The 17,100-nt window shown below is 65.2% G+C and carries 18 protein-coding genes; 10 read left to right on the forward strand and 8 right to left on the reverse strand.

Annotated features, from left to right (window positions below):
• Positions 1-42 precede the first annotated feature (42 nt).
• Both ACFYOW_RS14215 and ACFYOW_RS14220 read left to right on the forward strand, forming a co-directional pair.
• Positions 43-711: a hypothetical protein gene (locus tag ACFYOW_RS14215; RefSeq protein ID WP_387287868.1), complete on the forward strand. Its 669-nt coding sequence runs from the start codon at positions 43-45 to the stop codon at positions 709-711.
• A gap of 34 nt (positions 712-745) precedes the next feature.
• A complete protein-coding gene (locus ACFYOW_RS14220; RefSeq protein WP_387287870.1) occupies positions 746-1,351 on the forward strand; it encodes a hypothetical protein in 606 nt (201 codons plus the stop codon).
• Positions 1,352-1,359: 8 nt separating this feature from the next.
• Here the strand turns inward: ACFYOW_RS14220 and ACFYOW_RS14225 are convergent, their stop codons facing one another.
• The gene (locus ACFYOW_RS14225) at positions 1,360-1,785 is read right to left on the reverse strand and encodes a nuclear transport factor 2 family protein (protein ID WP_387287872.1); all 426 of its coding nucleotides are present in this window, start codon (positions 1,783-1,785) and stop codon (positions 1,360-1,362) included.
• Between the two features lie 372 nt (positions 1,786-2,157).
• Between ACFYOW_RS14225 and ACFYOW_RS14230 the strand changes: the two genes are divergently transcribed.
• Positions 2,158-2,619 carry a hypothetical protein gene (locus ACFYOW_RS14230; RefSeq protein WP_387287874.1) on the forward strand — a complete coding sequence of 154 codons (462 nt, stop codon included), beginning with the start codon at positions 2,158-2,160 and terminating at the stop codon, positions 2,617-2,619.
• 3 nt (positions 2,620-2,622) lie between these two features.
• Here ACFYOW_RS14230 and ACFYOW_RS14235 read toward each other — a convergent pair whose 3' ends face one another.
• The 3 genes from ACFYOW_RS14235 to ACFYOW_RS14245 form a co-directional block, all read right to left on the reverse strand.
• Complete coding sequence (locus tag ACFYOW_RS14235; RefSeq protein ID WP_387287876.1) at positions 2,623-3,594, reverse strand: alpha/beta hydrolase; 972 nt, start codon at positions 3,592-3,594, stop codon at positions 2,623-2,625.
• Between the two features lie 59 nt (positions 3,595-3,653).
• A complete protein-coding gene (locus ACFYOW_RS14240; RefSeq protein WP_387287878.1) occupies positions 3,654-4,130 on the reverse strand; it encodes an iron chaperone in 477 nt (158 codons plus the stop codon).
• Positions 4,131-4,211: 81 nt separating this feature from the next.
• Positions 4,212-5,132: a LysR family transcriptional regulator gene (locus tag ACFYOW_RS14245; protein WP_387287880.1), complete on the reverse strand. Its 921-nt coding sequence runs from the start codon at positions 5,130-5,132 to the stop codon at positions 4,212-4,214.
• A 75-nt stretch (positions 5,133-5,207) separates the two neighbouring features.
• Here ACFYOW_RS14245 and ACFYOW_RS14250 point away from each other — a divergent pair, with 75 nt between their 5' ends.
• Positions 5,208-6,767, forward strand: coding sequence for an MFS transporter (locus ACFYOW_RS14250; RefSeq protein WP_387287881.1), 1,560 nt, complete (start codon positions 5,208-5,210; stop codon positions 6,765-6,767).
• A 145-nt stretch (positions 6,768-6,912) separates the two neighbouring features.
• Here the strand turns inward: ACFYOW_RS14250 and ACFYOW_RS14255 are convergent, their stop codons facing one another.
• On the reverse strand, positions 6,913-8,154 hold the full coding sequence (locus tag ACFYOW_RS14255) for a PucR family transcriptional regulator (protein ID WP_387287883.1): 1,242 nt from the start codon (positions 8,152-8,154) through the stop codon (positions 6,913-6,915).
• A 196-nt stretch (positions 8,155-8,350) separates the two neighbouring features.
• Entirely contained in the window at positions 8,351-8,980 is a 630-nt protein-coding gene (locus ACFYOW_RS14260) for a TetR/AcrR family transcriptional regulator (protein ID WP_387287885.1), read from the reverse strand.
• Positions 8,981-9,125: 145 nt separating this feature from the next.
• On the opposite strand from ACFYOW_RS14260, the gene ACFYOW_RS14265 reads away from it, so the two are divergent.
• The 3 genes from ACFYOW_RS14265 to ACFYOW_RS14275 all read left to right on the forward strand — a co-directional run bounded on the left by ACFYOW_RS14265 (position 9,126) and on the right by ACFYOW_RS14275 (position 12,591).
• Complete coding sequence (locus ACFYOW_RS14265) at positions 9,126-10,496, forward strand: ABC1 kinase family protein (protein ID WP_387288811.1); 1,371 nt, start codon at positions 9,126-9,128, stop codon at positions 10,494-10,496.
• A 118-nt stretch (positions 10,497-10,614) separates the two neighbouring features.
• Positions 10,615-11,562 carry an alpha/beta fold hydrolase gene (locus ACFYOW_RS14270; protein ID WP_387287887.1) on the forward strand — a complete coding sequence of 316 codons (948 nt, stop codon included), beginning with the start codon at positions 10,615-10,617 and terminating at the stop codon, positions 11,560-11,562.
• Between the two features lie 273 nt (positions 11,563-11,835).
• Complete coding sequence (locus ACFYOW_RS14275) at positions 11,836-12,591, forward strand: alpha/beta hydrolase (RefSeq protein ID WP_387287888.1); 756 nt, start codon at positions 11,836-11,838, stop codon at positions 12,589-12,591.
• A 123-nt stretch (positions 12,592-12,714) separates the two neighbouring features.
• Here the strand turns inward: ACFYOW_RS14275 and ACFYOW_RS14280 are convergent, their stop codons facing one another.
• Both ACFYOW_RS14280 and ACFYOW_RS14285 read right to left on the reverse strand, forming a co-directional pair.
• The gene (locus ACFYOW_RS14280; RefSeq protein ID WP_387287890.1) at positions 12,715-13,338 is read right to left on the reverse strand and encodes an NAD(P)-dependent oxidoreductase; all 624 of its coding nucleotides are present in this window, start codon (positions 13,336-13,338) and stop codon (positions 12,715-12,717) included.
• Entirely contained in the window at positions 13,335-14,246 is a 912-nt protein-coding gene (locus tag ACFYOW_RS14285) for an EamA family transporter (protein ID WP_387287892.1), read from the reverse strand. The genes ACFYOW_RS14280 and ACFYOW_RS14285 overlap by 4 nt, the downstream gene beginning before the upstream one ends.
• A 79-nt stretch (positions 14,247-14,325) precedes the next feature.
• Here ACFYOW_RS14285 and ACFYOW_RS14290 point away from each other — a divergent pair, with 79 nt between their 5' ends.
• The 3 genes from ACFYOW_RS14290 to ACFYOW_RS14300 all read left to right on the forward strand — a co-directional run bounded on the left by ACFYOW_RS14290 (position 14,326) and on the right by ACFYOW_RS14300 (position 17,076).
• Positions 14,326-15,210, forward strand: coding sequence for a LysR family transcriptional regulator (locus ACFYOW_RS14290; protein ID WP_387287894.1), 885 nt, complete (start codon positions 14,326-14,328; stop codon positions 15,208-15,210).
• Positions 15,211-15,290: 80 nt separating this feature from the next.
• Positions 15,291-16,667 carry an MFS transporter gene (locus tag ACFYOW_RS14295; RefSeq protein WP_387287895.1) on the forward strand — a complete coding sequence of 459 codons (1,377 nt, stop codon included), beginning with the start codon at positions 15,291-15,293 and terminating at the stop codon, positions 16,665-16,667.
• The gene (locus tag ACFYOW_RS14300; protein ID WP_387287897.1) at positions 16,657-17,076 is read left to right on the forward strand and encodes a MarR family winged helix-turn-helix transcriptional regulator; all 420 of its coding nucleotides are present in this window, start codon (positions 16,657-16,659) and stop codon (positions 17,074-17,076) included. The genes ACFYOW_RS14295 and ACFYOW_RS14300 overlap by 11 nt, the downstream gene beginning before the upstream one ends.
• The last annotated feature ends 24 nt before the right edge of the window (positions 17,077-17,100 follow it).

Genomic DNA, 17,100 nt, shown 5'->3' on the forward strand with positions numbered 1-17,100 from the left:
TGTGCCGACAAATCTGTCGGGGCACATCGTTAACCTGCGGATATGGTCAGACCTGAGTCGGCACTGCGCCGCCTGCTGCGTGAAACAGGAAAACTGTTGCAACCGTATGGGTTTGACGGCTCCGACCCCAGGTGGATACGGGTCGAGCCGGGCGGTGTCGCCTCCGTCGGTCGCACCCGAGTTTCCCGCACTTGGACCAGCGGACAGCAGGTGCTCGGATTCGGCTTGGAGCTGAGCGCCACCCCGACGGCCTGGTGGGAATTCCGCAACTGGCGCAACACACAGCTGGGCTTACCGTCCATACCACTGGAAGAGGCCACCGGCCCCGACCTGATCAATACCCAGACCCTGCCCGACGAGCTGACAGCGTTGTGGTCCTTACGGCTCGACCCGGAACAATCCGGCCAGCACGTACTGCAAACCGACATCGACACCATCCGCACCGAACTGCCCCGACGCGTACACACCTTCGCGCGCCGCGCATTACGGCTGGTGGAACCGGACCGGTACCTCGACGAACTACTCACCCAACCCGACCCGCACAGCGGCACCTGGGAAGCGATCGTCGTCCTGCTCGCCGATCGCGGACCGGGACCACAACTCGACGACGCATTCGACCAGCTCCGAAAGCATTTCGCGAAACGAGATGCGTCGGCCTACGCCGAAGATGTCATCGCGTATGCACGAAGCAGAGCCGCCCTGGTTCAATGAGGCCATTCACTAGCTGCAGGAGGGGGCGGATTACTTGATCGACATAATGGAGCAGGCGCAGGCTGTGATCGCGCGGCTACGGGCGGTGGCGGCGGAATCCGATGGGCGGGTCAGGCTGGGCCCCGGCATCGCGGACAAGGTGATGGACAGTTGGCAACTGCCGGTGCCCCCGAATGTTCGGCTGATCGCCAAGGAGATCGGGGCGATCTGGTTCGACGACTACGACGCCATCGAATTCGACCACCCACGCAATGCCGATCCCGAGCCCCGCCCCGCGGAAGCTCCGCAGCGTTACCGCGTCCTGCATACGAATTCCGCAGCCGAAACCTATTGCGCCGAAGTCGATCCCGAAACCGGAGCGTGGGGGCGGATTTTCTACTACTGGGAGGATCACAGCATCACCTGGGTTGCCGAGAACCTCACAGCGTGGCTGCTGTTCGTGGCGCACGGACTGAACCTCGCCTCGCGCATCGACAGCGGCGAAATGGTTCCGGAACTGGCCTCGGCCGGGTACGTGGACGAGGCGGACCTACCACAGCTCACCTTCGAGAACGTATTCCGTGACTGGTTCGGCAGTTACGGCGAATTCTTCGCGCAACGCGACGATCCGCGCGCGGCGATTCCCTACGTCTTGGACTAAGGCGCAGGCTATTTGTGGTAGGCATCGTCGCGGATAACCTGGACGCCGCGCCATCCCCAGTAGACACAGTGGCGCTGGATGAGCCCGTCGGCGATCTCCATCACCTCCACGAAGTCCATTTGCTCACCCGTGGGTGTCCGGCGGGGGTATTCGAAGATCATAGTGCGCGCGCCGTCGGTCAGATAGCCCGTTCGGTAGTAGGTGCGCAGCGGCGGTTTGCGTGCGGCGACTTGTTCGAGCAACGGCCGAAGTTCGTTGTGGCCGTGCACGACTCCGCTCTCGGTTCCCATGGTCAGCGGAACGGCGGGGCTCTCGAGTACTGCGTCCGGGGCGTACAGGGCCAGCAGTCCGTCTACGTCGTCGTCGGATAATGCTTTGTCCCACTCGTAGTAGATCCGTTGTGCTGCTTGGGCAAAGCTCTCGTTGTCGACCATGACTCTCCTTTCCTCGTCGTAGTCGCACCTACCCGGTACACGTCGAGATAATCAGCGGCGGCGGCCTCCCACTGGCTGCAACGTGACTGCACAGACTGGTGCTCATCGGTGCCCGATGCCGATGAACAGGGAGCACGCGGTGGTGACTGATGTGTCTCACCGCTTCGGTCAGCGCGGCATACACGAAGACCCCATCGAAGACCGCGGTGGTGACCCGGGATCGATCGCCGTCAACGGCAGCCTGATCGCGGAGAGTACGCGCCGGAGACCGCTAAACTGCTGATCGAGTCAGCAGTGGTTCGCGTTGCGTATTCATCGGGCGTAGCTCGACCGGCCGCGTGGATTGCTGTCCCGTCGTCGGGAGGTGGTGCGGTGTCTGTTCGTCGAAGCGTGCTGATAGCGGCGGTGCTGTGCGCCCTGCCGGTGCTGGGCGCACAGCAGGTGCAGGCCTCCCCACCGAGTGCGGGCAGCGGCGGTTGCCGCCAGGGCGGTCTGATGACCGGCCGGCTGGTGCCCGGCACCGGTAGCGCGGCGCAGAATATCCGGCGCACTGCCACACTGCGGGATTGCGTCAGCTCGTTGCTTCCGGGTATCGGCTCCGGACAGTTCGATGTGACCATTCCATGGAACGCACCCGGTACACCCATTTCGGCCCAGTTCGCATGGTCGGATGGCAGCATCAGCCCGGCGACCGGGTACGGCAATGGCTTGTGGTTGATCACCGACGGCCCGGCGCGTGGTCATGCGATCCAGGTGATTGTCGCCGATACGTGGAACGGCTGGTATTACAGCTTCGCCGATGTGCCCGTCACATCGGCGATCTTCCAATCCTGAAACTCAGTGCGCGCCGAGCACATCGAGGATCATCGGACGCGCCGACGCGAGCGCTTGCTGCCAATAGGGCCAGGTGTGGGTTCCGTTGATGATGTCGAAGCGCGCAGGAATGCCTAGTTCCGTCATTCGATCACGCAGCATCTGGGCCGACGTCAACGTCATCGCTTCGAGGGCCATTGCATTCACCGTGTTGCCGAGTCCGTACGGCAGGTCGAGCGGTCCGGGCTGGCCATTGCCGGTGGAGACGTAGACCGGCAGCCCGCGCAGCAATTCTGCCTGGTTGGTGGCATCGTTGCGGCTCCAGGCGGGGTCACCGGCCGGACCCCACATATCGTCCACGTTGAAGTTGCCCTCGTCCCACATGGCAGCGCGCATCGCTTCGTTCCAGAGCGGAAAAGTGGGGTGCACGAAGCCGGAAAATGATCCGGCGAACTTGAATTGGTCGCGATGGTGGCCGGCCAGCGTCAGTGCGGCATTGCCGCCCATAGACGCACCGACGATCGCGTTGTTGGTCGGCGAAACGCCGAACCGCGCCAGGTATGCGGGCAACTCCCCGGTGAGGAAGGTTTCCCATCTGTACGTCGTCTGCTGCCCATTGGTACTACTCGGTCGATACCAGTCGGTGTAGAAGCTCGAGCGACCGCCGACCGGGAACACCAAAGTGACATTGTCGCCTGCGAATTGGCGCAGCGCGTCGGTATCGCTGACCCACTGACTGTGATCGGCGGGCGCGCGAAGACCGTCGAGCACATAGAGGGCCGCGCTCCCGCCCCGGGCCGCCCACTGCACCTGGACCTTGATCGGCCCCATGCTCGACGGCACGAACAGGTCCTCGTAACCACCCGCGGGGGTGCGCAATCTCGGTGTGGCGGTGGCAACCGCCGCTCCGATCGACGACAACAGAACAGCTGCGGCCAGCACAGCGCCGGCCTTGCGCAGCCAACCCCAATGATTTCCAGACCGTGCTGCACCCACCCGCACACCTCCTACCGATCGGAAAGATCATCATAGTTTGCGCGACAATCGCTCTCGACTCAGCCGACCGCCTTCTTCACGAGCGTGCCGAGCCGTTCCTCATCGGCGGCCGTCAACTTCGTCAGCGCGAAGGCGGTCGGCCACATGGTGCCTTCATCAAGGGTCGCGATGTCGTTGAAGCCGAACGTCGCGTACCGCGACTTGAATTTCTCGGCGGTTTGGAAGAAGCAGACGACCTTGCCGCCCATGGCATACGCGGGCATACCGTACCAGAGTTTCGGCGTAAGAGCTGGTGCGTTGGCTTTGACGATGGCATGGATTCGTTCGGCCATGATGCGATCCGGTTCTGCCATCTCCGCGATCTTGGCGACCACGTCGGCTTCCCCATCCGCCTTGGCCGACCGCGAGCCGCGGCGCGCGGCGGTCTTCAACTCCTGGGCGTGTTCCTTCATAGCGGCCCGCTCTTCTTCGGAGAATCCGACGGAGGCCCGGTTCTTCGCGGTGGTTGCCTTGGTGGACTTCTGCGCTTGGTTCATTGTCTTTCCTCCGTGATCGTCTCTCTGGGAACGTTTCCAATGCTATGGAGCCGACCCCACGCCGGGCTTCTTGGAAACTGATCAATCGATGCGATCCGAAGATTCGCGCGGCGGACGGAGTGCGTCGCGGATGGTGTCGCGGAGCCAGCGCTGCGCCGAGTCGGCGTCGAGGCGGGCGTGCCAGAGCAATCGCACTTCGACTTCCGGGAGGGGTGCGGGGATCGGAAACCAGCGAAGGCCGAGGGACTGGCCGTACTGTTCGGCGAGCCGCTGCGGGACGAGTCCGATGTACTGACTCGACGCGACCACAAGTGCGACGACGGCGGAAGTAGGCACGACGGCCGCGACGTGGCGTTGCAAGCCCGCGGCGTCGAGTGCATCGTCGAGTGGCCCGCGAGCACGACCGCGGCGGGAGGCCGAGACGTGGGGATATCGGCACAGTTGCCGCAATGTCGGGCGACGGCCCAGCGGGCTGTCGGCCCGGACGATGCCCACTATTCGTTCGCGGTACAGCACAGCCGATCGCATGTCGGGAGCGACCATGTCGCCCGCGCCGATATCCAGATCGACCGAGCCGTCGCGCAGGGCCTCGATGCTCTCGCTGCCCTCCGCGACGAAGCGCAGCGTAACGCCGGGAGCGATCGCGGCCGTAGCATCGACCGCCACCGCCGCCAGGGTCGCGGCCACACCGTCATTGATGCGAATTGTGAAGGTGCGCTGCAATTCTGCGACCGTGACCTCGCGATCGGCGCTGATCAGTGCCGACGCTTCGTCCAGCAGGGACCGTACCCGCGGCGCGGTGCGCAGCGCGAACGGTGTCGGAGCCATCCCACGACCGGCACGCACCAGGATCGGATCGCCCATCGCCCGCCGCAATCGGCCCAAAGCCCGGCTGGTCGCCGGGATGGACAGATGTAGGCGCTCGGACGCCGCCGTGACGCTGCCGTCCTGGAGCAGGGCATCGAATACGCGTAGGAGGTTCAGATCGAGCTGCTGTGGCACAGTTGCATTGTACGCAATAATTGGTTGTGGAAGTTGCGTGGCGCGGAGATTGCCCACGTCCATAACGTCGTGGCCATGCAATTCAATGTCCTGAATCACACTCCGGATCTGCCGACGCGTCCGGCCTTGCAGCGCGGCCTGCTCGCGGTCATCTGCGCGTGCGTCGTGCTCGTCGTCGGCATGGTCGCCGCGATCAATCTCGCCGTCCCGTTGCTCGCCGCCAGCGCACTGCGCCCATCCGCGTCGGCCCTGGTCTGGATCGTCGACACCTATGTGATCGTCTTCGCCTGTCTGGTGATACCCGGCGGTGCGGCGGGAGATCGCTTCGGGCGCAAGGGAATTCTGCTATTCGGACTGGGACTTTTCGCGCTGGGTGCGCTCGCGTCGGCAGCGGCACCGAACGTGGCGTTCCTGCTGGCCGGTCGGGCCGTCACGGGAATCGGCGCTGCCGCCGTACTGCCCAATACGCTCGCCGTCCTGCTGCACGCCGTTCCCGCTGAGCGCAAGAGCGCGACTATCGCGGTGTGGGCATCGATGACGGGTATCGGTGGAGTCGTCGGCAATGTCGGTGGCGGGGCGATCCTTTCCGGCGGTTCGTGGCGTTGGCTGTTCGCCGGTGTCGTGCCGATCGCGCTGGTGCTCGCTGCTCTGGTGGGACGGATCGCACCGGTGTCGCCGCGCCATGATCGTCGGCTCGACCCGCTCGGCGCGGGATTGCTCGTCGGTGCGTCGGTCGCCCTGCTGCTCGGCATCGTCCAAGGGCCAGAGGCAGGCTGGGACAGTGCGATCGTCATCGCTGGATTCGCCTGTGCCGCAGTGTTGTTCACTACATGGACTATTGTCGAGCTGAAAGTCGAACACCCGGTGCTGGATCCGCGGTTGTTCCGCCTCCCGTCCCTGCGCAGCGCCTGCCTCGGCATGACAGCGGTCTTCTTCGGCATGTTCGCGCTGTTCTACGTCAACGCGTCGTTCCTGCAGTACGGCAAGGGATTCGGCGTACTGCAAACCGGTCTCGGGATCATCCCGCTCACCGTCCCGATCATCCTCGGCGCGAAGCATGTCGGACGACTGTCACAGCGGATCGGGCTCGACGCCACCACCGCGCTCGCATTCGTATTCGTAGGCGGCGGACTGCTCGGACTGTCCACGAGCGGCGCACAGACACCCTATGTCGAATACGCCGCGTGGCTCGTCGTAATGGGAATCGGTGTGGCGCTGGCACTTCCGACATTGTCAGGTGCGATCGCCGGGGCGCTGCCGCCGGAGCAGGCCGGGGTCGCGGCCGGATTGCAGTCCACCACCCGCGAATTCGGCAGCGCCCTCGGCGTCGCCGTCATCGGCACGGTGCTCACCGCACGATTCGTCGCCGCACTACCGTCGCAGATCCGCGTCGACCACGATCCGCACACCGTCGCCCAGGCACTCGCCATCTCCGACCGCACCGATGACGTTGTCGCAGCGTTCATTTCGGGTGCAGACAGCGGATTCCGGGTGATCGGCCTGCTCGTGCTCGTCGCGGGTGGGCTCGTCGTGCTGCAGTCGCTACTGTCCCGACGTGGATCCGCTCGACGAGCGCACGCCTCGGGGGCGTGGGCTACAAAGCCGTCCTCCTCCCCTGCGGATCACACGGCATGATTCCCCGAGACCGCCGATCGCCCTCCGGCGCGGAATCTTCCTGCCACACATGCGACATCATCACCGGATAGCGCACCGGCCGGAAGTCCGTGAAGGCGATATCACGGACATGACTGAAATCGCCCCCACCTTCATGGGCCGAAGGCTAACAGGCGGTGGGGGGTGTCGGGCCGTATGTGGTGCGGCCGTTGCGGGCGACGAGGGCGGAGCGGAGATACCACAGTCCGCTGGGTTCGGCGGGGTCGAAGCCGGTGATCTGGGCTATTCGGCGGAGTCGGTAGTCGACGGTGTTCGGGTGGACGCACAGTTTGCGGGCGGCGCGCGTTCGGCTCAGGCCGGTGTCGATGTAGATCTGGAGGGTTTCCAACAGGTCCGGGTGTTCGCGCAGTGGGGTGAGCCGGTTGACGAGGGCGTCGCGGCCCAGCCCAGGGCGGGTCAGTTGATATTGCAGCGCCAGTTCGGTGAATCTGTATGCGCCGGGCTCCAATTCGAGCTGTTGCACGGTGTCGAGGAGTTCGTGGGCATGGCGCGCGGCGGTGGGCACCTCGTCGGGGCGGGCGGTGACAACGGCGACGGTGAGCGGCACCTGTGTGGCCGAGGACATCCGTTGCACCAAGTCGTCGAGTTCGGGATCGGCGGTGGACGGGACGAGAATCGTTCCGCCGTCGACGGATAACAACGACAGCGCCGTTCCTCCGAATATGGTCGCGAGTGCGGCTTGGAGGCGGCGGAGCTTACGACGCGCGACGACTTGTCCGTCGAGCTTCGGATGGCTCTCATCCGGATGCGCCGGAATCGCCACGGCGAGCACCGAGTACTCGTCGGCAATCGGTAAACCGCTTTCCCGCGCCGCCGCGGAATCGAGATGACCGGCGAGCAACGCCGAGGTCAGGCTGTGCGCCGCGGTCTGTTGCTCGGCGGCAACGGCCTTGTGCTCGCGGACGTAGGCCTTGCTGACGGTGGCGGTAATCAGTTTCGACAGCTCCAGCACCGTAGTGGTGCCCCTGACGACGCCGAGTACGTCCGCCGGACCCGTACGAGCGAATATCAGATCCAGTCCGACTTTGAAGCCCTCGTGAACCGCATGCAGAACGGTATCGACGGGGATCCCTTCACGGGTACATCCGGCGGCCGCGATCGCGAGCCGGTCGGTCTCCGTCGGCAGCGCGTCCCCGTTCACGCACTGGATCAGCCATCCCAGGCAGATCCGGACCACGGCCTTCACATCGCGAACCAGCGTTTGTCCCGGCAGCGCGCCGCACTGTTCGTCCGACTCCGCGAGATGTGCCATCACCTCGCGGGTCAACCTATCGATGTCGCGCGTGGACGGCGTAATCGGCCGATCCAGCCCATTGCGTTCGGGCCGAACGAGACTCTCGATCGTCACGTATGACCTCCTACCGGCTGCCTGCTGTGTCAGAAAACGTTAAACCGAGCGGTAGCTCACCTTCTACTCCTCTTTGAACAATCCGCAACGCCCGCAATCACAGTCGGCTACCAGGCATAATGCTGATTCTCGCGCGCCGCCGAGGAGCGCTCACCGACCAATAGATGGGGAGGCGCTCACTTTTGAAGCCACGACCTCAGGCCGTCTTGGCCTTGATTTCGGCCTCGGCCATCGCCGTGATCATCCGCGCGGTCATCTCGATCGCCTCTTTGCGCTCCCGGCTGTCGACCTCGAGCGCCGATGCGCGGAGCACCGCGGCAAAACCGGTGTTGATCAGCACGAAGGTCATCACGTCGTACTCGTGATCGTCACCAGGGCCGAGCAGCTGGATCAGCAGCAGCTTGACCAGCAGCCGCAGCCGCGGCTCGAATTCGGGAATACCGCTGCTGTAGAACTGGACTCCGGCCACCAGCGCGCGCACCAACCGGGCGTTGGCCACCAGTTCGTCGGTGATGACTTCCAGGATGCCGGTGATCAGTTCCAGCATCGGCTTGTCCGACAGCCCGAATACCCGCTCGGTAAAGCGCCTTTCGACGTTTTCGAGCAGGCGCCTGAGCAGCTCTTCGACGATGACCGAGCGGTCGGCGAAGTACCGATAGACGGTGCCGATGCTCACCCCGGCCTCGGCTGCGATCCGGTTCGTCGAGGTGTCGGCGATACCGCGCTCCCCGAAAAGCTTTGCGGCGGCGTCGAGTATGTGTTCTCGGGTCGCCCTGGCGCGTTCCTGTGTCGGACGACGGCGCTGCCCAACGGCTTTCGGCGGCATCGCACCCTCCTGCCGAATTGTCCTGAGAAGATGAGCGTCGCTCAGTTTAACGGCGGCACCAGTTTTCATGCCACCAATTCCCGATCCGACGACGCCGCTATGAGGTGGAATGTGGTGGAGTCACAAGGCCGATGGAGGTGTGATGGTGGTCGGTCGGGTACCGAAGAGTCGTCTCGCGCGGGGCGGCAAGGTGGGCCGATTGGTTGCGGGACAAGCCATGCGTGAAGTCGGCAACCGCCTGTCGATGATCGGGCGCACGGAACAGGCCCGGCAGCTGCTCGCCGAACGGTCCACACTGCGTACCGCACAGCAACTGGTCACCGTGCTCGGCGCCATGAAGGGCGCGGCCATGAAACTCGGGCAGATGCTGTCGGTGCTCGATGTCGATCTGCTGCCGGAATCGCATCGTGAGATGTTCCGCGACAAGCTTGCCGAGCTACGCGATCAAGCGCCCGCATTTCCGTTTCCGGCAATGCGGCAGGTGATCGAGGACGATCTCGGGCCATTGGCGCGGGTCTTCGCCGACTTCGATGAGACCGCGATCGCCGCGGCCTCGATCGGCCAGGTATACCGCGCGAAATTGCACGATGGACGCACCGTCGCGGTGAAGGTCAAATATCCGGGCGTGGACGAGGCCGTCGAAGCGGACATGCGCAATCTGGCGATGATCAGCCGACTCTGGAAATCCATTCTGCCGAGCGCCGCGGATACCGATGTGCTCGACGAAATCGCCCGCAATATCGGCAGCGAGCTCGATTACGTGCGCGAAGCACAGACACAGCATCGCGTCGCCGCTCGCTACCGGAACCATCCCTTCATCACGGTCCCCGACAGCGTCGAGGAACTCTGCGGACACCACGTTTTGGTGACGGAGTTCATCGACGGGAAGTCGTTTCCGCAGATCCAGGACCTGCCCGCGGCCGAGCGCGATGAGATCGGCGAGCTGATCTATCGCTTCTATATCAGTTCCCTGTTTTCGGATTTCGAATTCTGTGGTGACCCGCATCCAGGCAATATCATGCTCGCTGCGGACGGTCGCGTCGGCTTCGTCGATTTCGGGCTCTACAACAATATGGATCCGGTGCACGTCGAACTCGAGCGTGCGTGTCTGCAGGCCGCCGGTGAAAATCGGGCCCAGGACCTTTATGAGACGTGGGTGGGCCGCGGCATTATCGACCCGGACTCGGACGTCACAGCAGCGGAATGCCTGGAGTACGTGTGGGCTGCCGCGGGCTGGCATCTGACCGACCAGGAAATCACCGTCACACCCGAACTCGCCACCGGCGCAGTGGTTCTCGCGGTCGACCCAAGGGCCGCCGAGTTTCGCGGTATGCGACAACAGCGGCTCCCGCCGGAGCATGTCTTCTCGCGGCGAGCAGACCTGTTCACCCTCGCCGTACTGGGCCAATTGGGGACCACGAACAACTGGCACCGAATCGCCCGGGAATGGCTCTACCACGAACCTCCGGCAACCGAGATCGGACGGGCGACAGCGCGGTGGCGCGCCGGCCGGTGACACCTTGGTGGTGATCCGGTCCACCTTGGGGGCACGAGCTCAGCACTCGGGGACCTGATATCGGCGGGCGATGCGGCGCACAGTTAATCAAGTCACCGCAACCGAACCGGAGCCCCCGATGTCGATCACCAGCACCATCGCCACCTCGGCGGAACGTCGTGCCACGGTCTCGACCGAGGACGGCGTGGAACTCGCGGTTCGCGAATACGGCCCGCGAGACGCCGACCTCACCGTCATCCTGCTGCACGGACACTGCCTGCGCACCGCGTCGTGGACCTACGTCCGCCACGCGCTGGTGCGCCAGTACCCCGGCGCCCGGATCGTCTGCTACGACCACCGCGGCCACGGCGATTCCGCCGCAGCCTCCCGGCGGACCTACCACCTCGAGCAGCTCGGCAAGGACCTGCGCGACGTTATCGACGCCGTCGCCCCCACCGGGCCGGTCGTCCTGGTCGGCCACTCGATGGGCGGCATGACGGTGCTCACCTACGCCAGCCAGAACCCGCATGAGATCGGCACGCGCATCACCGGCGTCGCTCTCATCGCGACCGCCGCGAGCGGCATCGCCGACGCCGGTTTCGGCCGTCTGCTGCGCAACCCGGCCGTATCCGCATTCCAGGCGGCCGTCCGACGCGCTCCGGGCCTGATGCACCATGCGAAGCTCATGGCCTGCAAGGTCTTCGCCCCGATCATCCGGACCGCCGAATTCGGCGATCGCAAGGTGAGCTCGCGGGTGCTCGCCCTCGCCAACGCGATGCACAACGAGACACCGATCGTGACGATGGCGAGCTTCCTGAGCGCCTTCATGGTCTTCGACCAGACCGACGCCCTCGCGGTCCTGTCGAAGATCCCGACGTTGGTGCTGTGCGGTAGCGCCGACCTGATGACGCCGCCGTCACATTCCATCTCGATGGCCGCCGCCGTCGAATACTCGGATTTCGTCCTGGTCGACGGCGCCGGCCACTCGGTGATCCTCGAGCAGCCGAGGAAGGTCGCCGAGGCCATCACCCGCCTGATGACGCGCGCCGGCGGGGCCGCGAGCGCGCACCTCACCCTCGTCGCGTAGTCCGCTCAGTGCCGCGAGCTGACATCGCTGCCAGCTCCGGCTCGCTGCCCGGTGCTTCGCGATTCCCGATCGGTCCGAGTCACCGATGGGAAATGGTTGGGCGCAACGGTATCCGGGCTGGTAGCGTGCCGGAGGCCGTGACATCGCGCGAGGAGGTGAGACCCATGAACGCTGTATCCATGTGGGTGCTCCCCCTCGGGTTCACGGTCGGGCGATTGAGGTAGCTGTCGCCGGGAGTGCCGCTACAAGGCAATCCCGAAAGGCAACAACCAAATGCATTTCACCTCGCAGAAATCGTCGAACGGTGTCATCGAACGCGACTTCATCCTGGGTGAGGTTCCCGGCGTGCTCTGGTCACCTGAGTCCGGGGCGGCGGGTGCACCCCTGGTCCTCATGGCGCACGGCGGCGGCCAGCACAAGAGAGCACCCGGCGTCCTGGGCCGTGCCCACCGCTTCGTGACCGCCTGCGGTTTCCGTGTCGCCGCCCTCGACGCGCCTGGACATGGCGACCGGCCCCGAACGGCGACCGACGAACAGCAGGTAGCCGCTTTACGGCAGGCTCAGGCGGCGGGCGAACCCATCGGCCCGATCGTCGTCGGGATCCACCTCGACCTGGCGGCACGTGCCGTACCCGAATGGCAGGCGACCATCGACGCTCTCCAGAAACTGCCGGAGATAGGCACCGAAGCGCCGATGGGCTTCTGGGGCATCATGCAGGGCACCGGGATCGGCGTGCCGTTGACGGCGGTCGAACCCAGGATCAGCGCCGCGGTCTTCGGTTGCCTCGGGCACGAAACCCTGACCGAGGCGGCGGCACAGATCACCGTCCCGATCGAATTCCTGCTCCAGTGGGACGACGAACTCGTCGACCGCCGATCCGGGCTCGCGCTGTTCGACGCCTTCGCCTCGAAGGAAAAGACGTTGCACGCCAATGCGGGCGGACACGCCGCGGTACCCAGGTTCGAAGTCGACAGCGCGGTCCGCTTCTTCGCCCGGCATCTCGGCCCGGTCGACTCATCACCGGCCTGACGTAACGGGTATCGGCGAACGGCTTTCGTGCCGGTCGCCGATACCCGTCGCCCGATCCGCCGGCGGCAGCACGGCGACACCGAGGCAGGCGAGCGCGGCGGCGAGACCCGAGGATTCGGCTCATCAGTAACCGACGGTGAAATGTTTTGTATCGCATGGGATTTCGAGTTCGTCGACGACTGCCACGGCGAGGTCTTCGGCCGAGATTCGGGATGCGCCGTCGGCATCGGTGATGAGGGTGGTGGTGCCGCGCCGGTATTTTCCGGTCCGCGATCCGGGTTCGAGGAGGGCGGGCGGACTGAGATAGATCCAGTTGGCCGCGTGAGTTCGGCAGGCTTCCAGTTGCGCGACACTTGCGGCGGCGATGGGGCGGATCGCGGGCGGCACATGCTCCGGGCTGTCGATGACGAGCCGGTCTGCGCGTCCGGGGATCTGCAGCGGTGCGGCGCCGCCGACGACGAGGATGCGCGCTTGGACTGCCGCGGCCGCGTCGAGCAACGCCGTCGTGGTTGCGGCGACGGCGTTTTCCTGTCCTGGCGCCGGACGGGTCGCCATCACGATCGCGTCGCTACCGTCGAACAGTCGGCTCATCTGGTCGGCGTCATGCGCGACGGCGACCACTCCAGCGGGCAGCGTGGTCGGCCGCTCTTTCCGGAATACGGCGACGAGTTGATGGCCTCGGCTCGCGGCTTCGTCGACGACGCGTGAACCGACCATGCCTGCGGCTCCGACGACGGCAATCTTCATCGAGGTGTCCTTTCCAGGGCGGGAACGGGGAGTTGTCCCGCGACTATGGCGGCGAGTGAGAGCGCGAACCCAACGAGTTGGATCGGGCCGAGTGTCTGGCCGAGCAGGACGGCGCCGAGCACGGCGGCTACCAGCGGCGAGAGCAAGGAGAGAATCGAGACGGAGTTGACGGGCAATGTGGTGATGCCGCGGAACCACAGGACGTAGGCGATCAGGCCGCCGATCAGACCCAGCCAGAGGTAGCCGAGGACGGCGTCCGAGTCGATCGCAGCAGGTCCGCCCTCGAAGACGAAGGTGACGGGCACCAGGAACAGACCGCCCGCGGTGAGTTGCCAACCGGCGAAGGCGGTAGGGCTCACCTCGACGGGCCGTCCCCAGCGTTTGGTGAGCGTCACGCCGAGCGCCATCGTGGCCGCGCAAGCCAGACCCGCGACGATCCCGATGCCGTCGAGTGCCGCATTGGGCCCGATCACCACCAGGCCGACGCCGACCACCCCGATTGCACCCCAGCCGATCCGCCATGCCGATGGGCTCTCGTGCAGAACTGTCACGGCCAGGATCGCCACGATGAGCGGCTGAGCTGCCGCCAAGGTCGCGGCAACACCGCCGGGCAGGCGTTCGGCCGCGACGAACAGCAGCGGGAAGAACAGCCCGATATTCAGCACACCGAGCACCGCGGCCTTCCCCCACCAGGTCCCGCGCGGCAGCGTCCGGGTGACCGCCAACGCGATCAGACCGGCGGGCAGCGCACGCAACAGTCCTGCGAAGAGTGGATGTCCCTGCGGGAGAAGTTCGGTGGTGACGACATAGGTGGTGCCCCACGCCAAAGGCGCGAGCGCCGTCAGTGCGACGCGAGGCAAATTTCCCTTCGAAGCACCGGAAACCCGCAGTGCTACTGAACTTTTCACACTCGCAGTCTCACCCGGCCGCGATCAATGAGTCCAACACATGTTTGTCACTGGATCAATCTCGATTCAAGATTGATCCATGGAGCTCCAGCAGATGCGCTACGTCGTCGCGGTCGCCGAGACGAATAGCTTCACCAGGGCCGCCGAACGATGTCTGGTAGTCCAGTCCGCCCTCAGCCACCAGATCGCGCGCCTGGAACGCGAACTCGGCGCGCGCCTTTTCGAGCGCACCAGTCGCCGGGTGCGGCTGACACCGGCCGGTGCGGCGTTCCTCCCCGCCGCTCGTCAATGTCTCGACGCCGCCGAGCGCGCAGCCGCTGAGGTCGCCGCGGCAATCGGTGAGATACGCGGGCGGCTGGCCGTCGGCCTGATCCCGACCGTCGCCGCGGTCGACATCCCGGGTTCACTGCGTGATTTCCGTCGGCAGTACCCGCAGGTGCGCATCGACCTGCGGGTGGGCGCGAGCGACGACCTCATCGAACAGGTCAGGGACGGCGCCATCGACGTGGCCTTCCTCGGGCTGCCGACCACGGCGCAACCCCAGGGCGTCGCCGTTCACGAACTCGCCCGTGATCGACTCGTCGCCGTGGTCGCCCCGGACCATCCCCTCGCCACCGAAACACTGGTCGAACTGCACAGACTGTCATCCGAGGTTTTCGTGGACCTCCCAGCCGGCACGGCCGGGCGAATCCAATCCGACCAGGCCTTCGCGGCCGCCGGTCTCGACCGTGACGTCGCCTTCGAAGTGACCAGCGCCGACTACATCGCCCGACTCGTCGGGCCGGGTCTAGCCGTGGCCATGCTCCCCGCCGCCTACGCGCCCCAGCTCACCGGCGTTGTCACCATCGAGGTCACCGACGCGCCGGCCCGGGTCGAGTACGTCATCTGGAGCCGTGCAGGCCGCACGCCCGCGGCGACCGCCTTCCTCGCCGTTCTCGGCATCCCGGCGCACACGGGCGACTGAAACATCAGCCGGATGTTCCACAGCTCACATCGTGGGACATGCCCTTGCATCCAGAACAGTTGTGATTACACAATCATTGTGTGAATACAACTGTTGAAGAGCTGACGCCGCGGCGCAAGTTGGTGGTACTGGCGACGTGTTGCCTGAGTCTGCTGATCGTGTCGATGGATTCGACGATCGTGAATGTCGCCGTGCCTGCGATTCGAGCGGATCTGGATGCGCCGCTGGGTCGGCTGCAGTGGATCATCGATATCTACACGCTCACGCTCGCGAGTCTGCTGATGCTCGCCGGTGCGACTGCGGATCGGTTCGGGCGGCGGCGGGTGTTCCGGATCGGGTTGACGGTCTTCGCACTCGGGTCGCTGGCCTGCAGCCTGGCGCCGAATATCGAAACCCTCATCGGTGCAAGGTTTTTGCAGGCCATCGGCGGATCGATGCTGAATCCGGTTGCGATGTCGATCATTACGCAGGTCTTCACCGGGAAGGTGGAACGTGCTCGTGCGGTGGGTATTTGGGGTGCGGTGGTCGGTATTTCGATGGCGCTCGGGCCGATGGTCGGTGGTGTACTGATCGATGCGCTGGGGTGGCCGTCGGTGTTCTGGATCAATCTGCCGATCTGTGCGCTCACGCTGGTTCTGACGACTCTATTTGTGCCGGAATCGAAGTCGGCCACGGTGCGCGGACTCGATCCGATCGGGCAGCTGCTGGCGATCACATTTCTGTTCACGGTGGTATTCGGGCTGATCGAGCGGTTGCCGATGGTCTTCGTGGTATCGACGGTGGCCTTCGCGGCCTTCCTGTGGCAGGAATCGCGGCGCTCGGATCCGTTCATCGATCTGCGCTTCTTCCGCAGTGTGCCGTTCGCGTCGGCGACGGTGACCGCGATCTTCGCCTTCGCGGCGCTCGGCGCTTTCCTGTTCACCTGCTCGCTGTATCTGCAAGAGCTGCGCGGTTATTCGGCGGTACACACCGGGGCGCTATATCTGGCCATGGCGGTCGCGACGCTCATCTTCTCGCCGCTGTCGGGGCGTCTGGTCGGGCGCTACGGAACCAAACCCTCACTGCTCGCGGCGGGCGTCGCGATGACCATCGCCGCCGTGCTGCTCACTCGACTCGATGTGACAACTCCGGTCTGGCATCTGCTCATCATCTTCGCGATCTTCGGAATCGGATTCGGCATGGTCAATGCACCGATTACGACGGCGGCGGTCAGCGGGATGCCACTGGATCGCGCGGGCGCCGCGGCGGCCGTCGCCTCGACCAGCAGGCAGGTGGGCGTGAGCATGGGTGTCGCGCTGTGCGGCGCGCTGACCGGTGCCGGTCTGTGGTGGCTGATTGCGGTTTTCACCGCCGGAATCGCCATACTCGGCATAGTCGCGAACACCCGCTGGGCCGCGCGGTCCCGCGATCGCGTCGCCCCGATATTGGAAGAGAGGGTCCCCGCACATGCCGGATGACGTACCCACCGCCGACGAGGTGTGGGCCCAGCTCACCAACCTGGTGATGGATACCCGCGACTCATGGAAGCGGGCGGTCAGCGAAAGAACCGGCTTGCCGTTCAGTCGAATTCGTATTCTGCGCCGCCTGCGTCCCGGCCCGCTCACGCTCAACCAGATCGCGCAGGCGACCGGCATGGATGCGCCCGCGACCACGGTCGCGGTCAATAATCTCGACGAACTCGGCCTCGTAGTGCGCGAGATCGACCCGACCAACCGCCGCCGCAAACAGGTCTCCATCACCTACGCCGGTCGCGCCGTACTCGCACAGGCCATGGCCACCCCCGACCCCGCCCCGGCCGCCGTCGCCGCCCTCTCCCCCGACGACCTGCGCTCGCTGCATCAGCTCTTACGCAAGCTCGAGCACTGACCGCCGACGCGTTTCACCATTTCG

It is taken from the genome of Nocardia sp. NPDC006982, from assembly GCF_042869435.1.
Lineage (GTDB): Bacteria > Actinomycetota > Actinomycetes > Mycobacteriales > Mycobacteriaceae > Nocardia.